This is a genomic window from Roseovarius sp., assembly GCF_027019125.1.
In the GTDB taxonomy this organism is placed as follows: domain Bacteria; phylum Pseudomonadota; class Alphaproteobacteria; order Rhodobacterales; family Rhodobacteraceae; genus Roseovarius.
The window spans coordinates 15620-34351 of sequence record NZ_JALUXE010000014.1; the positions used below are offsets into that span (position 1 = coordinate 15620).

Consider the following 18732-nt stretch of genomic DNA (forward strand, 5'->3'; position numbering starts at 1 on the left):
AAAATCATGGTCGCCGTCATGTTCATGAGCGTTGCGCTGGTCGCGCTTCTCTGCCTTCTCGCCTACACGCTCGCCATTTACGCGCTACCCTTCTTCGTCGGGCTGGCCGCCGCGCAGTTCGCCTACCAGACCGGCTCCGGCCTGATCGGCGCGGGGCTGGTCGGGCTGTTCTCCGCAGGCGTCGCCTTCGGCATCCTGGCCGTGCTGTTCGAGACGATCCGCACACCTATCATCCGCCTGATCGTGGCGCTTGTCTTCGCCGCGCCCGCCGCCGTGGCCGGTTATGCATTGGTCCATGGCATCACCAAGGAAGCCGTGCCGTCCGAAATCTGGCGGCAAATCTTCTGCATCGTCGGCGGCGGATGCGTCGGCATCGCGGCATGGATGCGCCTGGCGACGGGCGTCGGCCAGCTCTCGGGTTAGCCGTGTCGCGCGATGCTGATCCTACCTTCGCCAGTTCTGTTTGAATTCATCGTCAAACCACATCTCCACGTCATAAGAGACGGAGGTGGTGGTGCGGAAATCAAGGTAAGATGAATAATTCTGCTGGACCCATGACAGGAAGCTGCCGAAGCTCAACTGGTCTGCCGGAGTGGACGAAAAGCCAGATTCTTTCCGCCATTGATGGCACAAATGCCGGACAGCCTGTTCGCATTCAGCTTTTTTCACGCGTGGTCCCCGTTCGCCGCGAAGATCACGATTTCAGGCTCCCAACCGGCAGAAAGCTCCGGTGGACTCACCGAGTCCAGATCGAGGCGGATAAACGACTTGAGAATCGACTGAAACGTGTCCGTATCCCGCGCCCAGTGAATGACGCCATCGAAATCTTTGGCGAGCTTGTGCGTCAAGTCGAGTGAAGACCGCCGATTGACCCCAACAGGACTGTCCACCTGCACGATGGCGATCCTGTCGCCGCCTACCCATCGCACGATGTCTTCAGGGAGTTCATGCGCATAGTTACGACGGCCATCCCAAACGGCGGTTCTGATGACTTTTCCGGCAGGAGTTCCAACCCGGAATATCCATGGCGAGTCTTCCTGCGTGACACCGGATGCTGGATAGAATCTGGGCGGCGGCGGTCGATTGAGCATCGAAGCTTTTTGTTCGCGTATCTTGCGCCGCTGCGCTTCGGTCAATCGGCCAAGCAAGGCGCCGCTTGGATCGAACTGACGGATATGTTTCGAGTACGAAACTTCAGCGGTGCCCGCATCGTAAACATCTGAATTCGGGAATGCGAACAACAATACCTGCCCCGTGAAGCTGCGCAGATGCCGCATCACGATGTCCCATGCGATGTCGTCGTGAACGATAGGCACAATGTGAAGCGCGGCTCCCGGCGCTTCCATCGACAGTCTTTCTATGACGGCGATACCAACAGCGCTGAAGGATTCGCCGTCACCGAGGCAGAATCCGACATGGAAGGTCCGCTCACCAACGACTGCTCTGAACGCGCGCAAGATGACCTGCGTCGTGTCCGGTATTGTATCGTCACCTGTCAGTTCGCGAATGCGTGCTCCGTCAATCTCCGCCGCCGGGGGCAAAACGTGAAGATCTATCGTGCCGTTGTAGCGATCAGAATCCAGCCAAGCCCGTTCTTGCCTCTTTCGCTTGGCTTCACCCATCGTATTTCTCCCAAACTCTAGCTAAACGCCGCGACCACGGTTTCGATAGGCAGGAACAGCGTCCGGCTGTCTTCGGGGTATTCGACGAACTCGGCACAGCGCAGATAGAAGTGTTTGGCCGCTTCATCCTTCGCCTGGACCATCACGGCCCCGATACCAATGCTTTGCGAAGCCAGCGCAATCCGGCGCAGCGCGTCCGCCAAAAGGTCCGCGCCGAGACCCTTTCCGGCGTGGTCGAGGTCAACGGCCAGCCGGCCGACGACCGAGACCGGAATCTGGTCGGGCGCGTTGCGCCGCACCTTTCCGGGAGCCGCACCGCGCTCGACTGACCCGGCCGAAATGCAAAAGTAACCGACGACCTGATTGCCCACGCACACGACATAGGTGCGCGAAAACCGGCTTTCGTTCTTCAAGGCGCGATGGCGCAACCAGTCGTTCAACGCGGGCTCACCGCAGTCGAATGCCGAAAGGTCATGCTCTGCCGTCAGAGGAACTGGAGCAGACAGTGGCAATTCGGGATGGTCGGGCGTGTCGTCTATTTCTGCCATGCCGGGGTCCGGCGCAGCAGGGCCTTGAGCTTCGGCCCCGGCGCGGGCGGATTGTCGAGCGCCTGCATGAAGGCGTCGTAGCGCTCGGGGTCGAGCGTGAACAGGCGCTGGTCGAGCAGCACGTCGACCGCTTGCCGCCGGGCGCTTTCCACCATGAACTCGGTGCGTGTCTTGCCGAGCACAGCCGCCGCATCGTCGATGAGCTGGCGCGTGCCGGTCTCGATCCGCAGATTGATGCTGCCCTTGGTGTCAGCCGTAGAGGCACGACCTGCAACCGCGGTGGTCGCAGAACGGGCAGATTCCGAAGGGACGATACGAGCTTTGGTCATGATCGCAATATGAGTGCGCGTATCCACAATGTCAATACGACGGGAGGAAGGGAAGACTCGGGCGTTGCCCTGCGGGCCGGGCTTTCGGCTGCGCCGGAACCACGCCCATGGCGCGTTTCCGCCATTCGGCTTCAATCCCTAACGCAAGGGGGCGGCGGCGTCCATTTCGCGGTAGGCTACACGCGGATAGACGGGAGCAATTCCGGGGCCTCGATCCCGGTCGCCGCGGCAGGCCCATGAGATTGGGTTTTCCATTCACTTCAATTGGCAGGCGGATCAGCACCGGGAAAGGCCAAATCATCCGCTTGGCCGAGCATGGCGCAACGCCCCGCAAGCGATCTTCCGGCCAAACCGGACACGGCAGCATCGGCGAAGGTCAGACGAAACCACACCCGCAGGCCCACGCTGGCGACAGCGCGAATTGGCCTTGCCGGTCGGATCAGGGAAAACCGCAGCCAACAAACCCGCGTAGAGTCCCCGATTCCGGCGAGGCACAGGACGGCCGCCATTGCCCTATTCCACGCGATTTCCTGTTATGAGCGCTCCATTCGCGTCCTCGATCTGGCAAGGTCTGACCGAAGACCGGCTTCGCCTCGCTCGTCTTCCCACAACGTCCGCCGCCAGCTTTTTTCCGCCGCCTTCGGCTTTGCAGCGCGAAACAAAAAAGCCGTCGCCGATCGCCTTCCACGATGTTCCAGCCCCAAGGGGTGCGGGGCTGATCGTCCCCGGTCTCACGACCGCCATCGAGGTCGCAATGGTGCGGCCCGACAGGAAAAGGAATACGACAATGGCAACCATCGGCACCTTCACCCAGAACGAGAACGGCGCGGGCTTCACCGGCGCGGTCAAGACCCTGACGCTCAACGTCAAGGCCAAGTTCACCGCCACCGAGAGCGACAGCGAGCGCGGCCCCGACTTCCGCATCTTCGCCGGAGCCACCGAGTTCGGTGCGGCCTGGAAGAAGATCGCCCGCGAGACACAGCGCGAATACCTCTCCGTCAAGCTGGATGATCCGAGCTTCCCGGCACCGATCTACGCCAGCCTGGTCGAAGCCGAGGACGGAAAATCCCACAATCTCATCTGGTCCCGCCGCAACGGCGACTGAGGCCGAAACCCGAGATCGCCCCGCTCATCCGAGCGGGGCTTCTTTTTGCTCATGGCCGCCGCCTCTCAAGGAATAAGGAGATCGGGACACACGGCTTTCCGGTTTTCAGGCTTTGCGTATCCCGATCAAATCTTATCCCCAGTCCGCCGCTTCGCTTTGGCCGGGCCGGTTGCTTGGGGGCGCTGCCCCCTGGCGCGGCACAAGGGCGGCCGGGCGGTATCCCCAGCCTTCCGCGCGGATACATGCTGCGCATTTTCGTCATCACGTCGATCCGCTTGTGCAGGCCGGGTGATGCCCCACCGCCCGGCCGCCCTTGCACCTTGCACCCCCCGGTCTCGCCGACGGGCAGGGTTGGAGCGCAGCGCTGCGCTCCAACCCAAGCCCATGAAAGGAAAGACCATGAACACCATGACCCTGAACCATCACCAGCAGCCCGTTTCCAAGGGCTTCCGCGTGGACATTTCGCGCGGCGAAAATATCGGCCGCGTTTCGTCGGAATGGTTCTCGCGCCCGGATGACGAACGCTATCTGTCGCTGACCGAGCTTTATGAAGCCGTGAAGTCCCGCGCGGATCGCGCCAAGGCCCGCACCGTGGAGAGTCGCACCGTGCGTGTGGAAGCCAGCCGCGACGATGCCGAGTGGCTTTCGCTGATCGTGCCCGGACAGGAGCAGCCCGTCGCCCCGACGCATTGGAGTTTCGGCCAGCTTTGCAGCCTTGTCGGCGCACCGGCCCGCTACCTGCGTGATCTTCCCGCACCGCTGGCGGGCATCAATCTGCAACATGGCCTTGTCAGTCATCGCGGCGAATTGGTGAAGACACTGGAAACCGAGGATGGGCGCGTTGAGCTTCGCGCCGTGACCGGCCCGGACTACGGGCGCATCTGGGACCATGAACTTGTCGCCGCCGTCATGAAGATCGCGGGCGATGGCGTCGGCGATACCATGTGGAAGGTGCCGGGCGTTCTGGATTGGGCGACCATGACGCACAATCCGTTCGTGGACGTGACCAAGGACACGACCACGCTTTATGCCAGCGACCGTGACGTGTTCCTGTTTCTGGTGGACGATACGCACCCCATCGAAGCCGGACGCCTGCCGAACGGCGACCCCGATCTTTATTTCCGGGGATTTTATTGCTGGAACAGCGAAGTCGGATCGAAGACCCTCGGCATCGCCTCTTTCTATCTCCGGGCGGTTTGCATGAACCGCAACCTTTGGGGCGTGGAAGGGTTCGAGGAAATCAGCATCCGGCACAGCAAGTTTGCCGCGCAGCGTTTCGCCCATGAAGCGGCTCCGGCTTTGACCAGCTTCGCCAATTCCTCGCCCGCGCCATTCGTGGCCGGGATCAGGGCGGCGCGCGAGCGGATCGTCGCCCGTACCGATGAGGACCGCGAGAGCTTCCTGCGCAAGCGCGGGTTCAGCAAGGCCGAGACCGGCAAGATCATCGAGACCGTGTTGCAGGAGGAAGGCCGCCCGCCCGAGAGCATCTTCGATTTCGTGCAGGGCATGACGGCCCATGCCCGCAGCAAGGTCCATCAGGACAGTCGCCTTGAACTGGAGGCGAAGGCTAAGACCTTGCTGGAGAAGGCCGCCTAATCAGCAGAGCCGCGCAGCCGGAAACCCGGTTGCGCGGCTTTCTGCTTTTCAGGCTTTCAGGGTTCCAAAATTTTCCGCCGATCCGGCGACGCGGATCGGCGTTGCGGCCATGCCCGATCACATGGCCGCGCTCGCCGGGCTGCGCCCGGCTCGCAAAATCACGCAAACACTGTTAAGAATAAAATAACTATAAGTGTTCTGGATATACGAACAACGTTTCAGATCATACAGACTATCTCCCGCATAGGTCGTGCCCGAAACTCCTTGGTCCGGGTGTCTCCCCAAGCACCCGTGAGTAAAGGGAGGGTGCGCCATGCTGAAGATCAATTGGCGGGCGCCGGCGGCCTACAGGCACACGCGCAAGATTCCCGCCGCCGGATTCGCCTGGGAGTATCTGCGTCGCAACGACGATTACCGAGAGGACTTCCGGCTTCTCGTCCGCGCGAAGCGCCCGGATGCGACCGAGCTGGAAGCCTTCGCCCGACGCTGGGGCTTGCGATTTCCCGCACGATCCCGACGCCGCGCCTGACCGCGACCCGCTGTTCTGGTCGCCCCGGTTTCAGCCGCAAGCCGTCAAACTGGTGCCGGCCGAACCGGATGAGACGGCCAGCCAGCCGACCGTCGTTCTCGCCCATCTCGACGGCCTCGACCTGCGCCGCGCCGCCGATGGCTGGCACGGCATCTGGCAGGCGGATGGCGTCGAGCACCAATTCTGGCTGTCCCAATCCGTGCCGGATGCGGCGGCGTTCTACGCCGTCGAACTGCCTCTGGACGACTTCATGGAGCTTCGCGCCCATGCGGCGCGGCGCTTCTGGCGATCCCTCAAGGGCCGAACGCCTGGCCCCGACTTCCGCAACATGCCCGCCCAGCTCCGGCAATGGCATATCCTGTCCCTGCGCGCCCTCGACGCCCGGCTGCGCGGCGAGAGCTATCGCACCATTGCCGAAGTCCTGCTTGGCTTTCGGGGCGCTAAGGAGGACTTCGAGAGCGATCCGAGCAAGAACAAGGCGCGTCGCCTCGTTGCCCACGGCATCAGGATGATGCGCGGCGGCTATCGTCTGCTGCTACACTATCCGATCAGGATTCAACCAAGGTAAGGTATCTTGCTATCGGCGTGGTCTCGACGGTAGCCGTATCAATTGTCGACCTTTGCGCGATGTGCTGCGGATGAAGCATCGCGTACTTCGCGAGTATAAACATTGAAGCGCGTTCGTTCGGTGATAGGCTCGGATGGGTGCTAATGGCAGGGGGGTAATAAAGTGAAGTTAGTTAAAGCGCGCGTTCAAAACTACCGTAGTGTTCGGGATACCGGTGAATTCGACGTAGAGGACGGCAAGACGATTCTCGTCGGGCCGAACGAGGCCGGTAAGTCCGCCGTTCTTCAGGCGCTACAACAGATATCTCGGCCCGACGAGGTGAAGCCATTCGATCAGCTTCGTGATTACCCGCGCGCGCTGCTCAACGACATCACGACAGGTAAAGTGAAGCCGACGAATGTTCCTGTCGCGACGGGTTGGTTCGCACTTGATGAGGACGACGTGGCTGAGTTGCCAGCGTCGCTTCAGTCGAGCGAAATTACTTATCGGTTCACTCGCTACCTTGATGATACGTTTACAAACCAATTGGAGGGCGCGCCCGACAGGCCATCCTACGGTGATTTGGAAGCCGATCTCGTCCGTCTCGTACGCCACCTCGACGCTCAAGCCGGTGATGAAGAGCCAAAACCAAGTGTGTCGCTATCCCAGATCACGGAGGGCTGGCAGAAGCATACCGTTGTTACGGGAGACAAGGCGCAGACTATGTCGAAGTGGCTCAGCGACATGCTCGCCGTTGTGAATGAAGATGACGAGCGCGAGAATACCCGGTTAGCAAAGATACGGGAGCGCGTGTCTATCTCCATCGACCGGGACGCCGCTGTCGCCACCCTGCGTAAGCGACTTCCGGTTTTCGTGTTGTTCAGCAATTACTTCCGTGTCCGCCCACTCATCCACCTCGGACATCTCGCGCAGCGGATCGCAAGCCAGGCATTCGATGACGATCAATACGACTACGGGAATGTTTGCCTTTTAAAGTTGCTTGGTCTCGACGCAGCTAAGCTGTCCGCGATGGGCAAGTCCGGCGTCGATGCGCATGGACAGCAGAATGCACAGCTCGATACGATCCGGGACGAACTCGACGCGCGGCAATATCAACTCAACGCGGCTAGCATCCGGCTAACGAAAGAGATCCGTTCGGCATGGAAGCCGAAAGTCGATCGAGGCGAGGCCGACACCCTCCGCATCACTTCGGACGGCCAGTACCTCAAAGTGGTTGTGGTGGACGACCTGGGCGTTGAAGTTGAACTCGATCAGCGGTCAGAGGGCTTTCAGTGGCTGGTCTCGTTCTTTGTGGTCTTCTTTGCCGAGGCTGAGGATAAGCACGAGAACGCCGTCCTGCTACTGGATGAGCCCGGCTTGCACCTTCATGGACTTAAACAGCGTGACTTCCGTGATACCCTTTCTCGCCTCGCGGAGGGCAACCAGACGCTCTACACAACGCATTCGCCGTTTCTCGTCGGACCCGACGAACTCGATCGCGTGCGTGTGGTGGAAATGACGGATCGGGAGGTCGGGACGAAAGTCCACACCAGCGTCACATCGAACGATCCCGCAGCCCTGCTGCCCCTACAGGAAGCTCTCGGCTACGACCTTGCGCAAAGTCTCTTCTCCCAGCAGCGCAACTTCATCGTCGAAGGGTTGACCGATTTTTGGTATGTCGGTGCCGTCTCGGAACTATTCGAGGAGGCGGGCCAGGACGGTCTTCGGAAAAACATAGCCGTGATTCCGGCCGGAACGGCGGGAAAGGTCGTTTATTTCGCGACGATCCTCCATGCACACAATTTGAGGGTGGCCGCACTTCTAGATTCTGACAGCGCAGGAGATTCCGCCGCCCAACAAGAAACGCTTATTCATAGTGTCGGGCATAAGGGTATCTTACGCACGGCCGATGTGCTGGATGGAACAGTGACCAATCCGGAGATCGAGGATTTGCTCCGAACCACCTTGGCCTCCGTTGCAAAGGATGAACTCGGTCATGAGTTGCCGGCGGTGACGGGCCAAACATCACGCTCGATGGCCTCGATCCTCAAGTCAGAGAAGCTGTCCAAATATCAGCTTGCCAAAGCATTTGTGCGGTGGTGCCGGAACCACAGCCTAAATGACTTGCTGGCAGAAGAGCGATCAGCTTGGGAAAAGCTATTTGCAAAGGCGAACTCTGCGCTGAAGTAGCACGCGCGACTGCCGCTCTTGCTGGCCTAGTGGTGCACGCAGACGTTCGTACAGGCCGCAGCGAACGTCCGTAGCCGCCCGACCAATCGCAACGCCGCCACTGTAGCAGCCATGTTGGGCAATTCTAGCCTACATAGTGGTCAGAATTCGCCTTTTCACGTCTTATTGGCAGCAGCCTGTTCCAGTATCCGCTTGTAACCCTCACGCGAAAGCCATTGCGCGCGTTCGAGATGGCTTTGCCAGCATCGGCGTGTCCTGAACTCGTCGCCGACCGGATCGCGGTGCAGCACGATTTGCGCCACTTCCTTCCAGTCCGCGCCTTCCGCCTTCGCGTCGAGCAGCCGCAGATAGGTCACGAAATGCGCTTCGTCATAAGGCGTGATGTCGTTTCCCGTTGGCGCTTCATCGTCCACATCGGGATCGAGTTCGACGGGCGTTCGCATCGTCGTTCCCCTTCTACCCGGGAGCCGTGGTTTGCGGTGCGCCCCCGCAATTGGCCCCTCTGACCTGGTGATCGGGGAGTTAGTAACCGTGACTAGACGGCCCTATGACCTTTAGGCGGGCAGCCCTGGACATACGCCATAGGCTCCCCGACCATAAGGTTCGAGGATGGTGGTGCCGTCACGGTCGGCACCTACCGCTAGTCAGGGGTTACTAAGCCCCAAAGCAGCGCGTCTGCTCCGCGTTCAGTCTTACCCGACCCGCACGGGATTGTCTTCGGCGAATTGGCGCGCGCCCCACTGACACGCTGAATCTCTCCATCTTTTCAGTCTGATCCCGCCCCGGAGGGGGGTGCCGCCAGCGCGCGTGCGCAAATGCGGCACGCTACAGGCCGCCGGTCCCTCGCCATGGTTCGCCATAGCGCGCCGCCGTCATCGGCAGCGCCATCCACTGACGAACCGGAGGTCATCCATGGCGAACCGCCGCAATGCGGACCTGCCGCCGCGCCTTCTGCGCACACAGGAAGCCGCACGCTTCCTCGGCATTTCGATCCGCACCCTTGAAAAGCACCGCACCTACGGAACCGGCCCGCTCTATCGAAAGATCGGCGGCCGTGTCCTCTATACCCTGCGCGATCTGGAAGCTTGGAGCGCCATCGGCACGCGCAAATCCACCAGCGACACAAGTGCCGGCACCGTCTTCGCCGCGCGCCCGCTCACCCCCGAAGAGCGGGACGAGTGCTGAATGTTGCGCGACGACGATGACAGCCCCGCGCAGCCGACCGACACCAGCGAGCGCAGCCGCCTCGACCCCTTTGTGGTCGCGACCGGCGACGCCGCGCCGCGCGACCAGCGCGACCTGATGGAACGGCCGTTCTTCTCGCTGGCGAAGCGGCCCCGCACAAAACCGATCCTCTATCAAACCGCCGATGTCGAGGTGCAGGTGTTCGCCATGCCCGAGCACGGCATGGCGACAATCTGGGATGCCGATGTGCTGATCTGGGCCGCAAGCCAGATCGTCGCGGCCGAGAATGACGGTTTCACCACGTCGCGCTTCTTTCGTTTCATGCCCTACCAGCTCCTGCGCGCCGTGGGGCGGGCCACCGGCAACCGGGATTACCTGTTGCTCAAGGCCGCGCTCGCCCGCCTGCAATCGACCGTCATCGCGACGACGATCCGTAACGGGAAGCATTGGCGGCGACGGCAATTCTCATGGATCAACGAGTGGGAGGAAATGACGACGCGCGCCGGCCGCGTCGAGGGCATGGAGTTCGTCCTGCCCGAATGGTTCTACAACAGCGTCATCGACCGTTCGCTGGTGCTGACCATCGACCCGGCCTATTTCCGGCTGACCGGCGGCATCGAGCGCTGGCTCTATCGCGTCGCCCGCAAACACGCAGGGCGCCAGCCCGAGGGCTGGGCTTTCGAGATCGCCCACCTTCACCAGAAATCCGGCAGTTCGGCGCGGCAGTCCGATTTCGCGCTCGACCTGCGCCGCCTCGCAGTTCGTCAGTCGCTGCCCGGTTACAGCCTCCAGATCGAGTGGGAAGACGGGCGTGAACTGCTGCGCTTTGTCCCCGAAAATCTATCCACAGTGCCTGTGGGAAACCATGTGAATCCCATCGGGACATTAGGCGCACGGACTATCGGGACATTAGGCGCAAATCGCACGCCGTACTCTATAGAAGAATCTAACAATAAAACTAACTCTTCTTCTTTGACGCGCGCGCACGCGACCCATGGTGCCGGTGCCGCGCGGCGCGGTGCGCCATGATCGTGGCGTTCCTCAATCAGAAGGGCGGCGTCGGCAAGACCACGCTGGCGCTGCATCTCGCCGGGGCCTGGGCGGCTGAAGGACGGCGCGTCATCCTGATCGACGCCGACCCGCAAGGCTCCGCGCTCGACTGGTCTGAGCGGCGCAGCCATGAGGGGCTGCCGAGGTCGTTTAGCACCATCGGCCTGGCCCGTGACACGCTGCACCGGGAAGCCCCGGAGCTGGCCCGCGACGCCGACATGATCGTCATCGACGGGCCGCCGCGTGTCGCCGGCCTCATGCGCTCCGCGCTGCTCGCCGCCGACCTCGTGCTGATCCCGGTGCAGCCATCCCCCTTTGATGGCTGGGCGTCGGCCGAGATGCTGACGCTTCTGAATGAAGCCCGCATCTACCGGCCCGAACTAGCCGCCCGTTTCGTCCTCAACCGTTGCGGCGCGCGCACGATCATCGCCCGCGAGACGGCCGAGACGCTGGCCGATCACGATCCGCCCTTGCTCACCGCCACCATCGGCCAGCGCGTGGTCTTTGCTGACGCCGCGCAGTCCGGCCGGCTTGCATCCGAGATCGACGTCGACAGCCCCGCCGCCCGCGAGATCGCGGCGCTGGCCGTCGAGATAGATCGGCTGCCCATCGGGAGAACCTTGCCATGACCGGGCGCATCCGCAAGCCCGGTTTCGCATCCCGGCCGGGCAATCCCGAAAGCTGGATCAGGGCGGGCGAAACGCCACCGAACGGCAAAGCCGCCGGCGAAGCGTTCACCGCCCGCCTGACCATCGACATCACGCCCGAGCTGCGCGGCCGCATCAAGGTCGCAGCCTTCCGGCGTGGGATCACCGTCACCGACATGCTGCGCGACCTGCTGGCGCGCGAATTTCCATCCTCCGAGGGAGATCAACCATGACCGGCAATGCGGCGCACCGCTTGCACGGCCGTCCGCTGCCGGACGAACCCGCGCCTTTCACCACCTTGGTCGAACTGACCTTCCAGAAACGCAAGATCGAGCACTGGATACGCTTCGGCCGCAAGAGCTACGAACAGATACTCGACCGCCGCCGCAGCATCGTCGGCTTCGCGCCCGGCAGCATCTTCGCCTTCGTGCGATGGGCGTCCGGCGCACATGGCACGATCGTTTCCCGCATCGACATCCTGCGTGCCATCGGCCGCGGCGAGCCGTTCCAGACGCTGCCCTTCGTCCGTCCCGGCGGCGACATCCTGTTGCGTCTCGATAGCTGGGCGAAGGTGCAGCGCGCATTGCAGGCCATCGACGCCGTGGAAGCGCTCGGCCTCGATCCTGCCGACATATCCCCGGAGCACTGGCGGCACGTCCACAATCGTCTGACTGCCGGTCTGGAGCCGCACGCCTATACGCCGGAGCGACACGCCGCCTGGCTCGGTCGCCAGAGGATCGACCCATGACGCGCCGCCGTATCCTCACGGTAACGGCGTTGGCCGTCACGGGCATCGCAGCCGCCAGCGTCGCCGATTGGCCTGCGAAACTGATCTGGAACGCGACCGCCAGCGCGCCCATCGGCTTCTACACGGTCAGGCCGGCCGACGCGCTCGACGTGCCGGAGCTGGTAGCCGTCATGCCGCCCGAACCGCTGGAGCGATTCATGGTCGAACGCGGCTATGTCGGGCGCGGCGTGCCGCTCCTGAAGCGCGTCCTCGGACTGCCGGGACAGCGGGTCTGCCGTTTGCGATCCGCGATCACGGTGGACGGGATCGAGATGGGCGAAGCGCTCGACCGCGACCGGATCGGCCGCGATCTACCCGTCTGGCAGGGCTGCCGCGTCATCGCCTCCAGCGAAATCTTCCTCATGAATTGGGAGGTCCGCGACAGCCTGGACGGCCGCTATTTCGGACCCATCCCAGCAAGTTCTGTCATCGGCCGAGCGGTCCCGCTCTGGACCGATGAGGAAGGCGACGGCCGCTACGAATGGCGCGCGCCGACCCAATGACCGCTTCCCCATCGGCGGGAGCGGTGCCCGCCGATGGTTTTCCCAACCTCACCGCCAAGGAGACTGTCATGCCCCAGATTGGTGAATTTGCGCGCGACGAGGCCGGCTTCATCGGACACTTCGGGACGCTCTTGCTGCATCAGGACATCATCATCGTCGCGGCTGAGTCGTCCGACGCGGAGAACGCACCGGATTATCGCGTTCACCTGTTCGACGGCATGAGCAACGAAACCGGCCCGGAGATCGGCGCGGCCTGGAAACGCACCGGCGAGAAGGCCGGCGAATATCTTTCCGTGCTGCTGGACGATCCCACGTTCCCGCATCCGATCCGCGCCAACCTGTTCCGCGACGACGACGCGGGCGCGTCGTGGTCGCTGCACTGGAGCCGCCCGAAACCGCGCGACGAGCGGGACTAAGGCCATGCAAACCCGCGTCATTCCCGCACTCAAGACCCTCATCCCGTTGTTCGCGGAAAGGCCGTCTCATCCCGTCGTCCCGCTCGGGCGCAAGACGGCCGGCGCGCGCAGCGCAGGTCAGGGGCGGCCATCGGCCGGCGCTTGCGCCTTGCCCTTGACCGCAGCGAGCACGCCGGCAGGCTGGGCTCAAAGCGGAGACAGGGCTGTATGGCGCTATGCCGTTCTGATAATGACCGCCATGCTGTCACTCGGCGCGGGATCGGCAATGGCCGTTGCGCAATCGACGCCGATGGTCCGGCCCGCCGCCGTCGATCCCAACGCCGCCCACATTGCCGAAGCGGCGCGGCGCTTCGGCATCCCCGAGCACTGGATTGTCGCCGTGCTGCGCGCCGAAAGCGCGGGCGACGTGCGCGCGGTGTCATCGGCCGGCGCGATGGGGTTGATGCAGGTCATGCCCGACACCTGGGCGGGCCTGCGCATCCGTCATCGGCTCGGCCGCGATCCCTACGACCCGCGCGATAACATCCTCGCAGGCACGGCCTATCTGCGCGAGATGTTCGACCGCTACGGCAATGTCGCGGCGATGCTGGCAGCCTACAATGCCGGTCCCGGTCGCTACGACGAATACCTTGCGACCGGCCGCGCATTGCCACCGGAGACCCGCGCCTATGTCGCCGCGCTAGCGCCGATCCTCGGCGGCGAGGCTTCTCCCGATGCAGCGCCGCCACCGCCCGACTGGCGCGAAGCCCCGCTCTTCGTCACGCGCCCGGCCGACGCGCGGACTGCCGCCGCGCCGCCATCCGGGGCGCAATCCGGCGACGGCCGCGCAACCATTCCGGTGCGCGATCCTGCCGATGCGGAGCCGGAAACCGGCAGCATTTTCGTGGCCCGCGCCGACGACGAGGGAACGCCATGAGGACGGCGATCCGGCGCACGGCGCGACCCGTTCCGGTGTCCAGTCAGGCAGGTTTGCGCCTGGCTGGAATCCCGGTGGGAAGGACGGAAAGGGCGATAAGAAGGGAGGGCAAGATTGAAGGAACCGGCACCATGTCGGGCCGGTTTCCGAAATTGTTGTTGTCTGCACACTGGTTAGGCCGCCGTTTCCGGCACCATGATCTTGAGCGGCGGAGTGCCGCGATTCCGTGCAACGCCCTGGCCTTGCAGGCTTTTGTTCGGCACCATGGCCGCCGATTGCCCGATTTTCCGCGATTTCGGCCGGAGGCGCATCCATGAGCGCCGATGACGAAAACCGCTTCCGGCCAAGGCCCGGCCGCATCCGCTCGGACACCCCACGCGCGGGCAAGACCAAGAGCTTCCTCACGCAGGCGAAGAAGATCGCCCGGCAGCAGCGCCGCACCTCGCCCCGAGGCGGTTTCGGAACGGCGGCGTTCACATCCGCAACCCCGGCCGGTTCGCATACGGTCCTGTCGAGCGGCAAGGGCGTGAAGCGCGGGCGCGGCGCGGTCTTCGTCCGCACCCGCAATCTCGGCGGCGGCTGGCATCATCGGCAGCCGGGCGCGCGTCGCGTCATGGTTCAGCAGCGCTACATCCTTCACCCTGGAAAGGGCCGGAAGGCGCACTCCCATCTGCGCTATATCCAGCGCGACGGCACCTCGCGCGACGGCGAGCGCGGCCAGCTTTATTCGCGCACCGAGGACCGCGCGGATGGCGACGCCTTCCTGGAACGCGGCCAGGATGACCGCCACCAGTTCCGGTTCATCGTCTCGCCCGAGGACGGCGCGGAGCTGTCGGACCTTACGGCCTATACCCGCGACCTCATGGGCCGGATGGAAGCCGACCTCGGCACCCAGCTCGATTGGGTGGCGATCAATCACTACAACACCGGCCATCCCCATGTGCATGTCATCGTCCGGGGCAAGGACGATCTGGGGCAGGATCTGGTCATCAACGGCGACTACATCGTTCATGGTGTCCGCGAACGGGCCAGCGAGTTGGCGACGCTGGAACTCGGTCCCGTTCGGGAGATCGAGCAGACCCGCAAGCTCACCGCCGAGATCGACCAGGATCGTTTTACCCGCATCGACAGGGCCATGGTCGAGGAAGCCGACCGACGGTTCCTCGACCTGCGCCACGAACCGGGGGAGCCAAAGCGGCAGTTCGAGCACACGCTTCGCCTGCGCCGGCTGTCCAAGCTGGGGCGGATGGGCCTCGCCACCGAACACGCGCCCGGCGTCTGGGAATTGAACGAGCGGCTTGAATCGACCCTGCGCGAGTTGGGCGAACGCGGGGACATCATCCGCACCATGCAAAGATCGCTCGCCGCCGATGGGCTTGAGCGCGATCCCATGACCTTCCGCATCCATGAGGGCGCACCCGCTGCACCCGTCACCGGCCGCGTCCTCGACAAATATCTCGCCAACGAGCTGGGCGACAATCTCACCGTCGTCGTGGACGGGATCGACGGACGGATGCACCACATCGCCAACATCGACCCCATGCAGTTGGAGGATGCCCGGATCGGCAGCGTCATCGAGATCGGTCGCACCGAGGCGACGGCCCGGCCGTCCGACCGCACCATTGCGACAATCGCCGAGGGCGGCATCTATCGCCCGAGCCGTCATTTGGAGCAGGCGAAGTTCGAGGGACATGTTCCGGGCGGAGACTATGAAGGCTATGTCGATGCCCATGTGCGCCGACTTGAGGCGCTACGCCGCACCCGGATCGTCGAGCGGATCGACGCTGACCAATGGCGCATCCCCCCCGACTTCGAGAACCGCGCCGCCGCCTATGACGCCGGTCGCGACAGACAGGCCAGCGTTCGCGTCCTTTCTCCCGTGAATCTGGACAGGCAGATCGGATCGGACGGCGCGTCCTGGCTGGACCGGCGACTGATCCATGGCGAGACGGCCGATCTTGCACCGACCGGTTTCGGCCAGCAGGTGCGCGAGGCCATCGACCGCCGCCGCGAGCATCATGTCGAACAGGGCGATGCTACCCGCGCACGCGACGGCCGCGTGCTCTATCGGCGCAACCTTCTCGCCATTCTGCGCGAGCGGGAGGTTTCCCGCGTCGGCGTGGAGATGGCTGAAAGAAAGGCGCTGCCGTTCCGCGCCACCACGGACGGCGAGAACGTCAGCGGCAAATTCACCGGAACCGTGCAGCTATCCAGCGGCAAGTTCGCCATCGTCGAGAAGGCGCACGAGTTCACGCTTGTCCCTTGGCGGCCGGTCATCGACCGCCAGCTCGGTCGCGAAGTTATGGGCGTCGTGCAGGGCGGATCGGTGTCGTGGCAATTGGGGCGACAGAGGGGTCTCGGATTGTGACGGGATCAAACTCCAACGAGAACGTCGCACACGTAGTGGCGGTTCGGGAATAACACAGCGCTCCTTTGTTCGATGCGAGGAAAATTGTTTTGACCGGAGCGCTCACGGCAATCCGAAGTTCAACGACTTATCGGCAGCCAGGGCAACAGCGGAGAGATGGTCCGGCGAAGCGGCGCCTGCCCCGCGACTATGGTCGCTTCGATACCGTCGAGATTCACGATGATGGACCAGGAAGCGTCACCTGGGATGCTCTCAACGGAACTGTTCCAGGGTGGGGCACCATGGGCGTTGTTGGCCTTATCGCCTTCGCTGCAATGCCGCTTGCCTTGCTCTCCTCTACGCCTAACGGGAAGGAAAATGCGAACATGCGCTCTGTCTGGATCTGCTCGGGCAACGATGTGATTGCCAATCTCGCTGTATGGCGGCCGGGTTCGGCTTTTTCGGCACCGGAACGGGATGGCTCGACATCATCATGGCGACACTGGCGCAGCAAAGAGCGGCACGATCGTCCGACGGGCTATGTCCGCGTTCCGGAATGAGCGTCGAGCCAATCCACTATCCAGCTCGAAATGAAGCTTCCTGTGGTTCTGAAGGGCGCCCGATCCGAAGAATGGAGGCACAGTAATTCTCTCAATCCGTTTCAGTTCGCTCTTTCTGTCATCGATTTGATCCACTTTTCATATGTGGTCTGGCTGTCCAGTTACAGATTTGTGGGCAGTTTCGTTGCTCTCAACGCATCGCTCTATCTCACGAACAGTATCTCGAGCGGTGCGTGCCGAACCGACAAGAGTTGCCGAGGCAAATCCGGTCCAGTCTCCATAACCCAGAAGCCAGAGACGCGGTTCATCGATCGAACGCGTTCCAGTCACCGCGATCTTGCCATCGGTTTGCTTGATGCCCAGGCCATCGAGATGATCCAGAGCGGGATGAAAGCCCGTGCACCAGATAACCGCGTCGACGGCGGTCGTTGTTCCGTCCTCCCAGACAACGCGGTCTTCCGTAAAGCGGACAGGAGGGCGCACGCTCCGAAGGATGCCGCGATCCCTGGCTTCGAGCACCGAAGGGACCATTACGATATCTCCCAGATCGGATAGAGGAGCACCGCCCTGAGGGCTCCCTTCACCGTAACGCGCGGAAGCCCGGTCGAACAAAACCCGTCCGTCCACATCGTCTGGCAGGAATTTCGGGGGGTGGAGCGTCGCCCAGATCGTACCGGCAACCCTCGAAAGTTCCGCGTAGATCTGGGCACCGGAGTTTCCACCGCCGATGATCAGGATACTTTTGCCCGTCAGTCCTTCTGGCGAAACGTATTCGGCAGAATGCAGCTGTTGCCCACGGAAGGTTTCAGCCCCGTCATAGTGCGGAATGTACGGCTTACTCCACGTGCCGGTCGCGCTGATCACCGCCTTTGCGAGCCACGTACCGTTGTCGGTTTGAACGCGCAGCGCGTTGGGCTGTTTCTCGATATTTTGCACGCGAACCGGTCTTTCGATCGGCAGTCGATAGCGGTTTTCGTAATCTTCCAGATAGTTGAGCACTTCGATGCGTGTTGGAAACCCATCACCTTTCGAAGGTGGCATTTGCCGTCCCGGCAGAGAACTGTACTCAGCGGGAGAGAAAAGCCGCAACGAATTCCAGCCTCGCTGCCAGGCGCCACCGGGATTACGCTGCGCATCGAGAATAACAAAATCGAGATCGCTTTTGCGAAGATAGTAGCTGGCGGACAGGCCAGCCTGACCGCCGCCAATGACAACGACGTCAACCACCAATTCGTTTGTATCGTTCATGTGTTCGGCCCCACTCATGGATTGACAGGCGATTGCAGACCGGCGCTTTCCCCGTCGCCGACTCACGGCAACAGAAAAGGCCCGGTTGGCGATCGGAGGTTTCAGCTCAAATCAGACGGAAACGTCGGTGTCGGGAGAGATTGGAACCATGCTCCGGGCGGCAGCCCTGGCATACGTCGTCAGTTTCGAGCCAAGCACCGTCTTTCCGGGTCGGTTTCCGATTTTTGCCTGTCCTTCATGCATCTGCGAAAATCGATCACGCGGCATCTTTCCCCTCCGCATCACCGGCGCAACACTCTTCCGTAAGGAAGTCGATCAGCCGTTCGAGGTTCTGGAACTCGGGAATGCAGATGGTCGTTCGGCTGTGTTTTTCCTGCCGGATGAGTCGCACCTTCGTCATTCGTGCGAGATGATGTGACAGGGTAGACGCCGGGATGCCGAGTTCTTTCTGGATTTCCCCGACCGATGCGCCCTCATGCCCAGCCCTCACCAGGAAGCGGAAGACCGCCAATCGATGCGTGTTGCCGAGCTCGGTCAGGCTGTCTGCGGCTTGTTCGTGATCCATACCGTCCTCCATTAATTCGAGACCTCTAGAAATATGGTTGAC

At 62.6% G+C, this 18732-nt stretch carries 23 protein-coding genes; 16 read left to right on the forward strand and 7 right to left on the reverse strand.

Annotation, left to right across the window (positions count from 1 at the left end; translation table 11 throughout):
* Positions 1-6 precede the first annotated feature (6 nt).
* Positions 7-423 carry a hypothetical protein gene (locus MVC20_RS06095; RefSeq protein ID WP_036173047.1) on the forward strand — a complete coding sequence of 139 codons (417 nt, stop codon included), beginning with the start codon at positions 7-9 and terminating at the stop codon, positions 421-423.
* 21 nt (positions 424-444) lie between these two features.
* Here MVC20_RS06095 and MVC20_RS06100 read toward each other — a convergent pair whose 3' ends face one another.
* The 4 genes from MVC20_RS06100 to MVC20_RS06115 are packed head-to-tail and all read right to left on the reverse strand — an operon-like array spanning position 445 to position 2499.
* A complete protein-coding gene (locus MVC20_RS06100; protein ID WP_139837385.1) occupies positions 445-669 on the reverse strand; it encodes a hypothetical protein in 225 nt (74 codons plus the stop codon).
* Complete coding sequence (locus MVC20_RS06105; RefSeq protein WP_085816617.1) at positions 666-1622, reverse strand: hypothetical protein; 957 nt, start codon at positions 1620-1622, stop codon at positions 666-668. Before MVC20_RS06105 ends, MVC20_RS06100 begins: the two co-directional genes overlap by 4 nt.
* Before the next feature lie 17 nt (positions 1623-1639).
* Positions 1640-2170 carry a GNAT family N-acetyltransferase gene (locus MVC20_RS06110; protein ID WP_036176787.1) on the reverse strand — a complete coding sequence of 177 codons (531 nt, stop codon included), beginning with the start codon at positions 2168-2170 and terminating at the stop codon, positions 1640-1642.
* The gene (locus MVC20_RS06115; protein WP_036176790.1) at positions 2158-2499 is read right to left on the reverse strand and encodes a DUF1778 domain-containing protein; all 342 of its coding nucleotides are present in this window, start codon (positions 2497-2499) and stop codon (positions 2158-2160) included. Before MVC20_RS06115 ends, MVC20_RS06110 begins: the two co-directional genes overlap by 13 nt.
* 787 nt (positions 2500-3286) lie before the next feature.
* Between MVC20_RS06115 and MVC20_RS06120 the strand changes: the two genes are divergently transcribed.
* The 5 genes from MVC20_RS06120 (at position 3287) to MVC20_RS06140 (ending at position 8466) form a co-directional block, all read left to right on the forward strand.
* A complete protein-coding gene (locus MVC20_RS06120) occupies positions 3287-3604 on the forward strand; it encodes a DUF736 domain-containing protein (RefSeq protein WP_034827213.1) in 318 nt (105 codons plus the stop codon).
* A 399-nt stretch (positions 3605-4003) separates the two neighbouring features.
* Positions 4004-5200 (forward strand): hypothetical protein, encoded by a 1197-nt coding sequence (locus MVC20_RS06125; protein ID WP_036176793.1) that lies wholly within the window; start codon positions 4004-4006, stop codon positions 5198-5200.
* 313 nt (positions 5201-5513) lie between these two features.
* On the forward strand, positions 5514-5729 hold the full coding sequence (locus MVC20_RS06130) for a DUF6499 domain-containing protein (RefSeq protein WP_036176795.1): 216 nt from the start codon (positions 5514-5516) through the stop codon (positions 5727-5729).
* Positions 5656-6297: a DUF2285 domain-containing protein gene (locus MVC20_RS06135; protein WP_081904500.1), complete on the forward strand. Its 642-nt coding sequence runs from the start codon at positions 5656-5658 to the stop codon at positions 6295-6297. Before MVC20_RS06130 ends, MVC20_RS06135 begins: the two co-directional genes overlap by 74 nt.
* Positions 6298-6459: 162 nt before the next feature.
* The gene (locus MVC20_RS06140; protein ID WP_036176798.1) at positions 6460-8466 is read left to right on the forward strand and encodes an AAA family ATPase; all 2007 of its coding nucleotides are present in this window, start codon (positions 6460-6462) and stop codon (positions 8464-8466) included.
* 155 nt (positions 8467-8621) lie between these two features.
* Here MVC20_RS06140 and MVC20_RS06145 read toward each other — a convergent pair whose 3' ends face one another.
* Entirely contained in the window at positions 8622-8909 is a 288-nt protein-coding gene (locus MVC20_RS06145) for a DUF2285 domain-containing protein (RefSeq protein WP_036176810.1), read from the reverse strand.
* Positions 8910-9378: 469 nt separating this feature from the next.
* On the opposite strand from MVC20_RS06145, the gene MVC20_RS06150 reads away from it, so the two are divergent.
* The 10 genes from MVC20_RS06150 to MVC20_RS06195 all read left to right on the forward strand — a co-directional run bounded on the left by MVC20_RS06150 (position 9379) and on the right by MVC20_RS06195 (position 16877).
* On the forward strand, positions 9379-9651 hold the full coding sequence (locus MVC20_RS06150) for a helix-turn-helix domain-containing protein (RefSeq protein ID WP_036176815.1): 273 nt from the start codon (positions 9379-9381) through the stop codon (positions 9649-9651).
* Complete coding sequence (locus tag MVC20_RS06155; RefSeq protein ID WP_036176818.1) at positions 9652-10680, forward strand: replication initiator protein A; 1029 nt, start codon at positions 9652-9654, stop codon at positions 10678-10680.
* Positions 10677-11330, forward strand: coding sequence for a ParA family partition ATPase (gene parA / locus MVC20_RS06160; protein WP_036176821.1), 654 nt, complete (start codon positions 10677-10679; stop codon positions 11328-11330). The genes MVC20_RS06155 and parA overlap by 4 nt, the downstream gene beginning before the upstream one ends.
* Positions 11327-11581 (forward strand): hypothetical protein, encoded by a 255-nt coding sequence (locus tag MVC20_RS06165; protein ID WP_036176824.1) that lies wholly within the window; start codon positions 11327-11329, stop codon positions 11579-11581. The genes parA and MVC20_RS06165 overlap by 4 nt, the downstream gene beginning before the upstream one ends.
* Positions 11578-12096: a DUF2840 domain-containing protein gene (locus tag MVC20_RS06170; protein ID WP_036176827.1), complete on the forward strand. Its 519-nt coding sequence runs from the start codon at positions 11578-11580 to the stop codon at positions 12094-12096. Before MVC20_RS06165 ends, MVC20_RS06170 begins: the two co-directional genes overlap by 4 nt.
* Positions 12093-12638, forward strand: a complete 546-nt coding sequence (locus tag MVC20_RS06175; RefSeq protein ID WP_036176830.1) for a S26 family signal peptidase — start codon at positions 12093-12095, stop codon at positions 12636-12638. Before MVC20_RS06170 ends, MVC20_RS06175 begins: the two co-directional genes overlap by 4 nt.
* Positions 12639-12706: 68 nt before the next feature.
* The gene (locus MVC20_RS06180) at positions 12707-13054 is read left to right on the forward strand and encodes a DUF736 domain-containing protein (protein ID WP_036176833.1); all 348 of its coding nucleotides are present in this window, start codon (positions 12707-12709) and stop codon (positions 13052-13054) included.
* Positions 13055-13292: 238 nt separating this feature from the next.
* Positions 13293-13970 carry a lytic transglycosylase domain-containing protein gene (locus MVC20_RS06185; RefSeq protein WP_363320707.1) on the forward strand — a complete coding sequence of 226 codons (678 nt, stop codon included), beginning with the start codon at positions 13293-13295 and terminating at the stop codon, positions 13968-13970.
* A gap of 1135 nt (positions 13971-15105) precedes the next feature.
* A complete protein-coding gene (locus MVC20_RS06190; protein WP_081815013.1) occupies positions 15106-16338 on the forward strand; it encodes a DUF3363 domain-containing protein in 1233 nt (410 codons plus the stop codon).
* An 89-nt stretch (positions 16339-16427) separates the two neighbouring features.
* Positions 16428-16877 carry a hypothetical protein gene (locus MVC20_RS06195; protein WP_146617194.1) on the forward strand — a complete coding sequence of 150 codons (450 nt, stop codon included), beginning with the start codon at positions 16428-16430 and terminating at the stop codon, positions 16875-16877.
* A gap of 138 nt (positions 16878-17015) precedes the next feature.
* Here MVC20_RS06195 and MVC20_RS06200 read toward each other — a convergent pair whose 3' ends face one another.
* Together MVC20_RS06200 and MVC20_RS06205 are read right to left on the reverse strand one after the other, a co-directional pair.
* Positions 17016-18125, reverse strand: a complete 1110-nt coding sequence (locus MVC20_RS06200; RefSeq protein WP_034827223.1) for an ArsO family NAD(P)H-dependent flavin-containing monooxygenase — start codon at positions 18123-18125, stop codon at positions 17016-17018.
* A gap of 256 nt (positions 18126-18381) precedes the next feature.
* The gene (locus tag MVC20_RS06205; protein ID WP_297539479.1) at positions 18382-18690 is read right to left on the reverse strand and encodes a helix-turn-helix domain-containing protein; all 309 of its coding nucleotides are present in this window, start codon (positions 18688-18690) and stop codon (positions 18382-18384) included.
* Positions 18691-18732 lie beyond the last annotated feature (42 nt).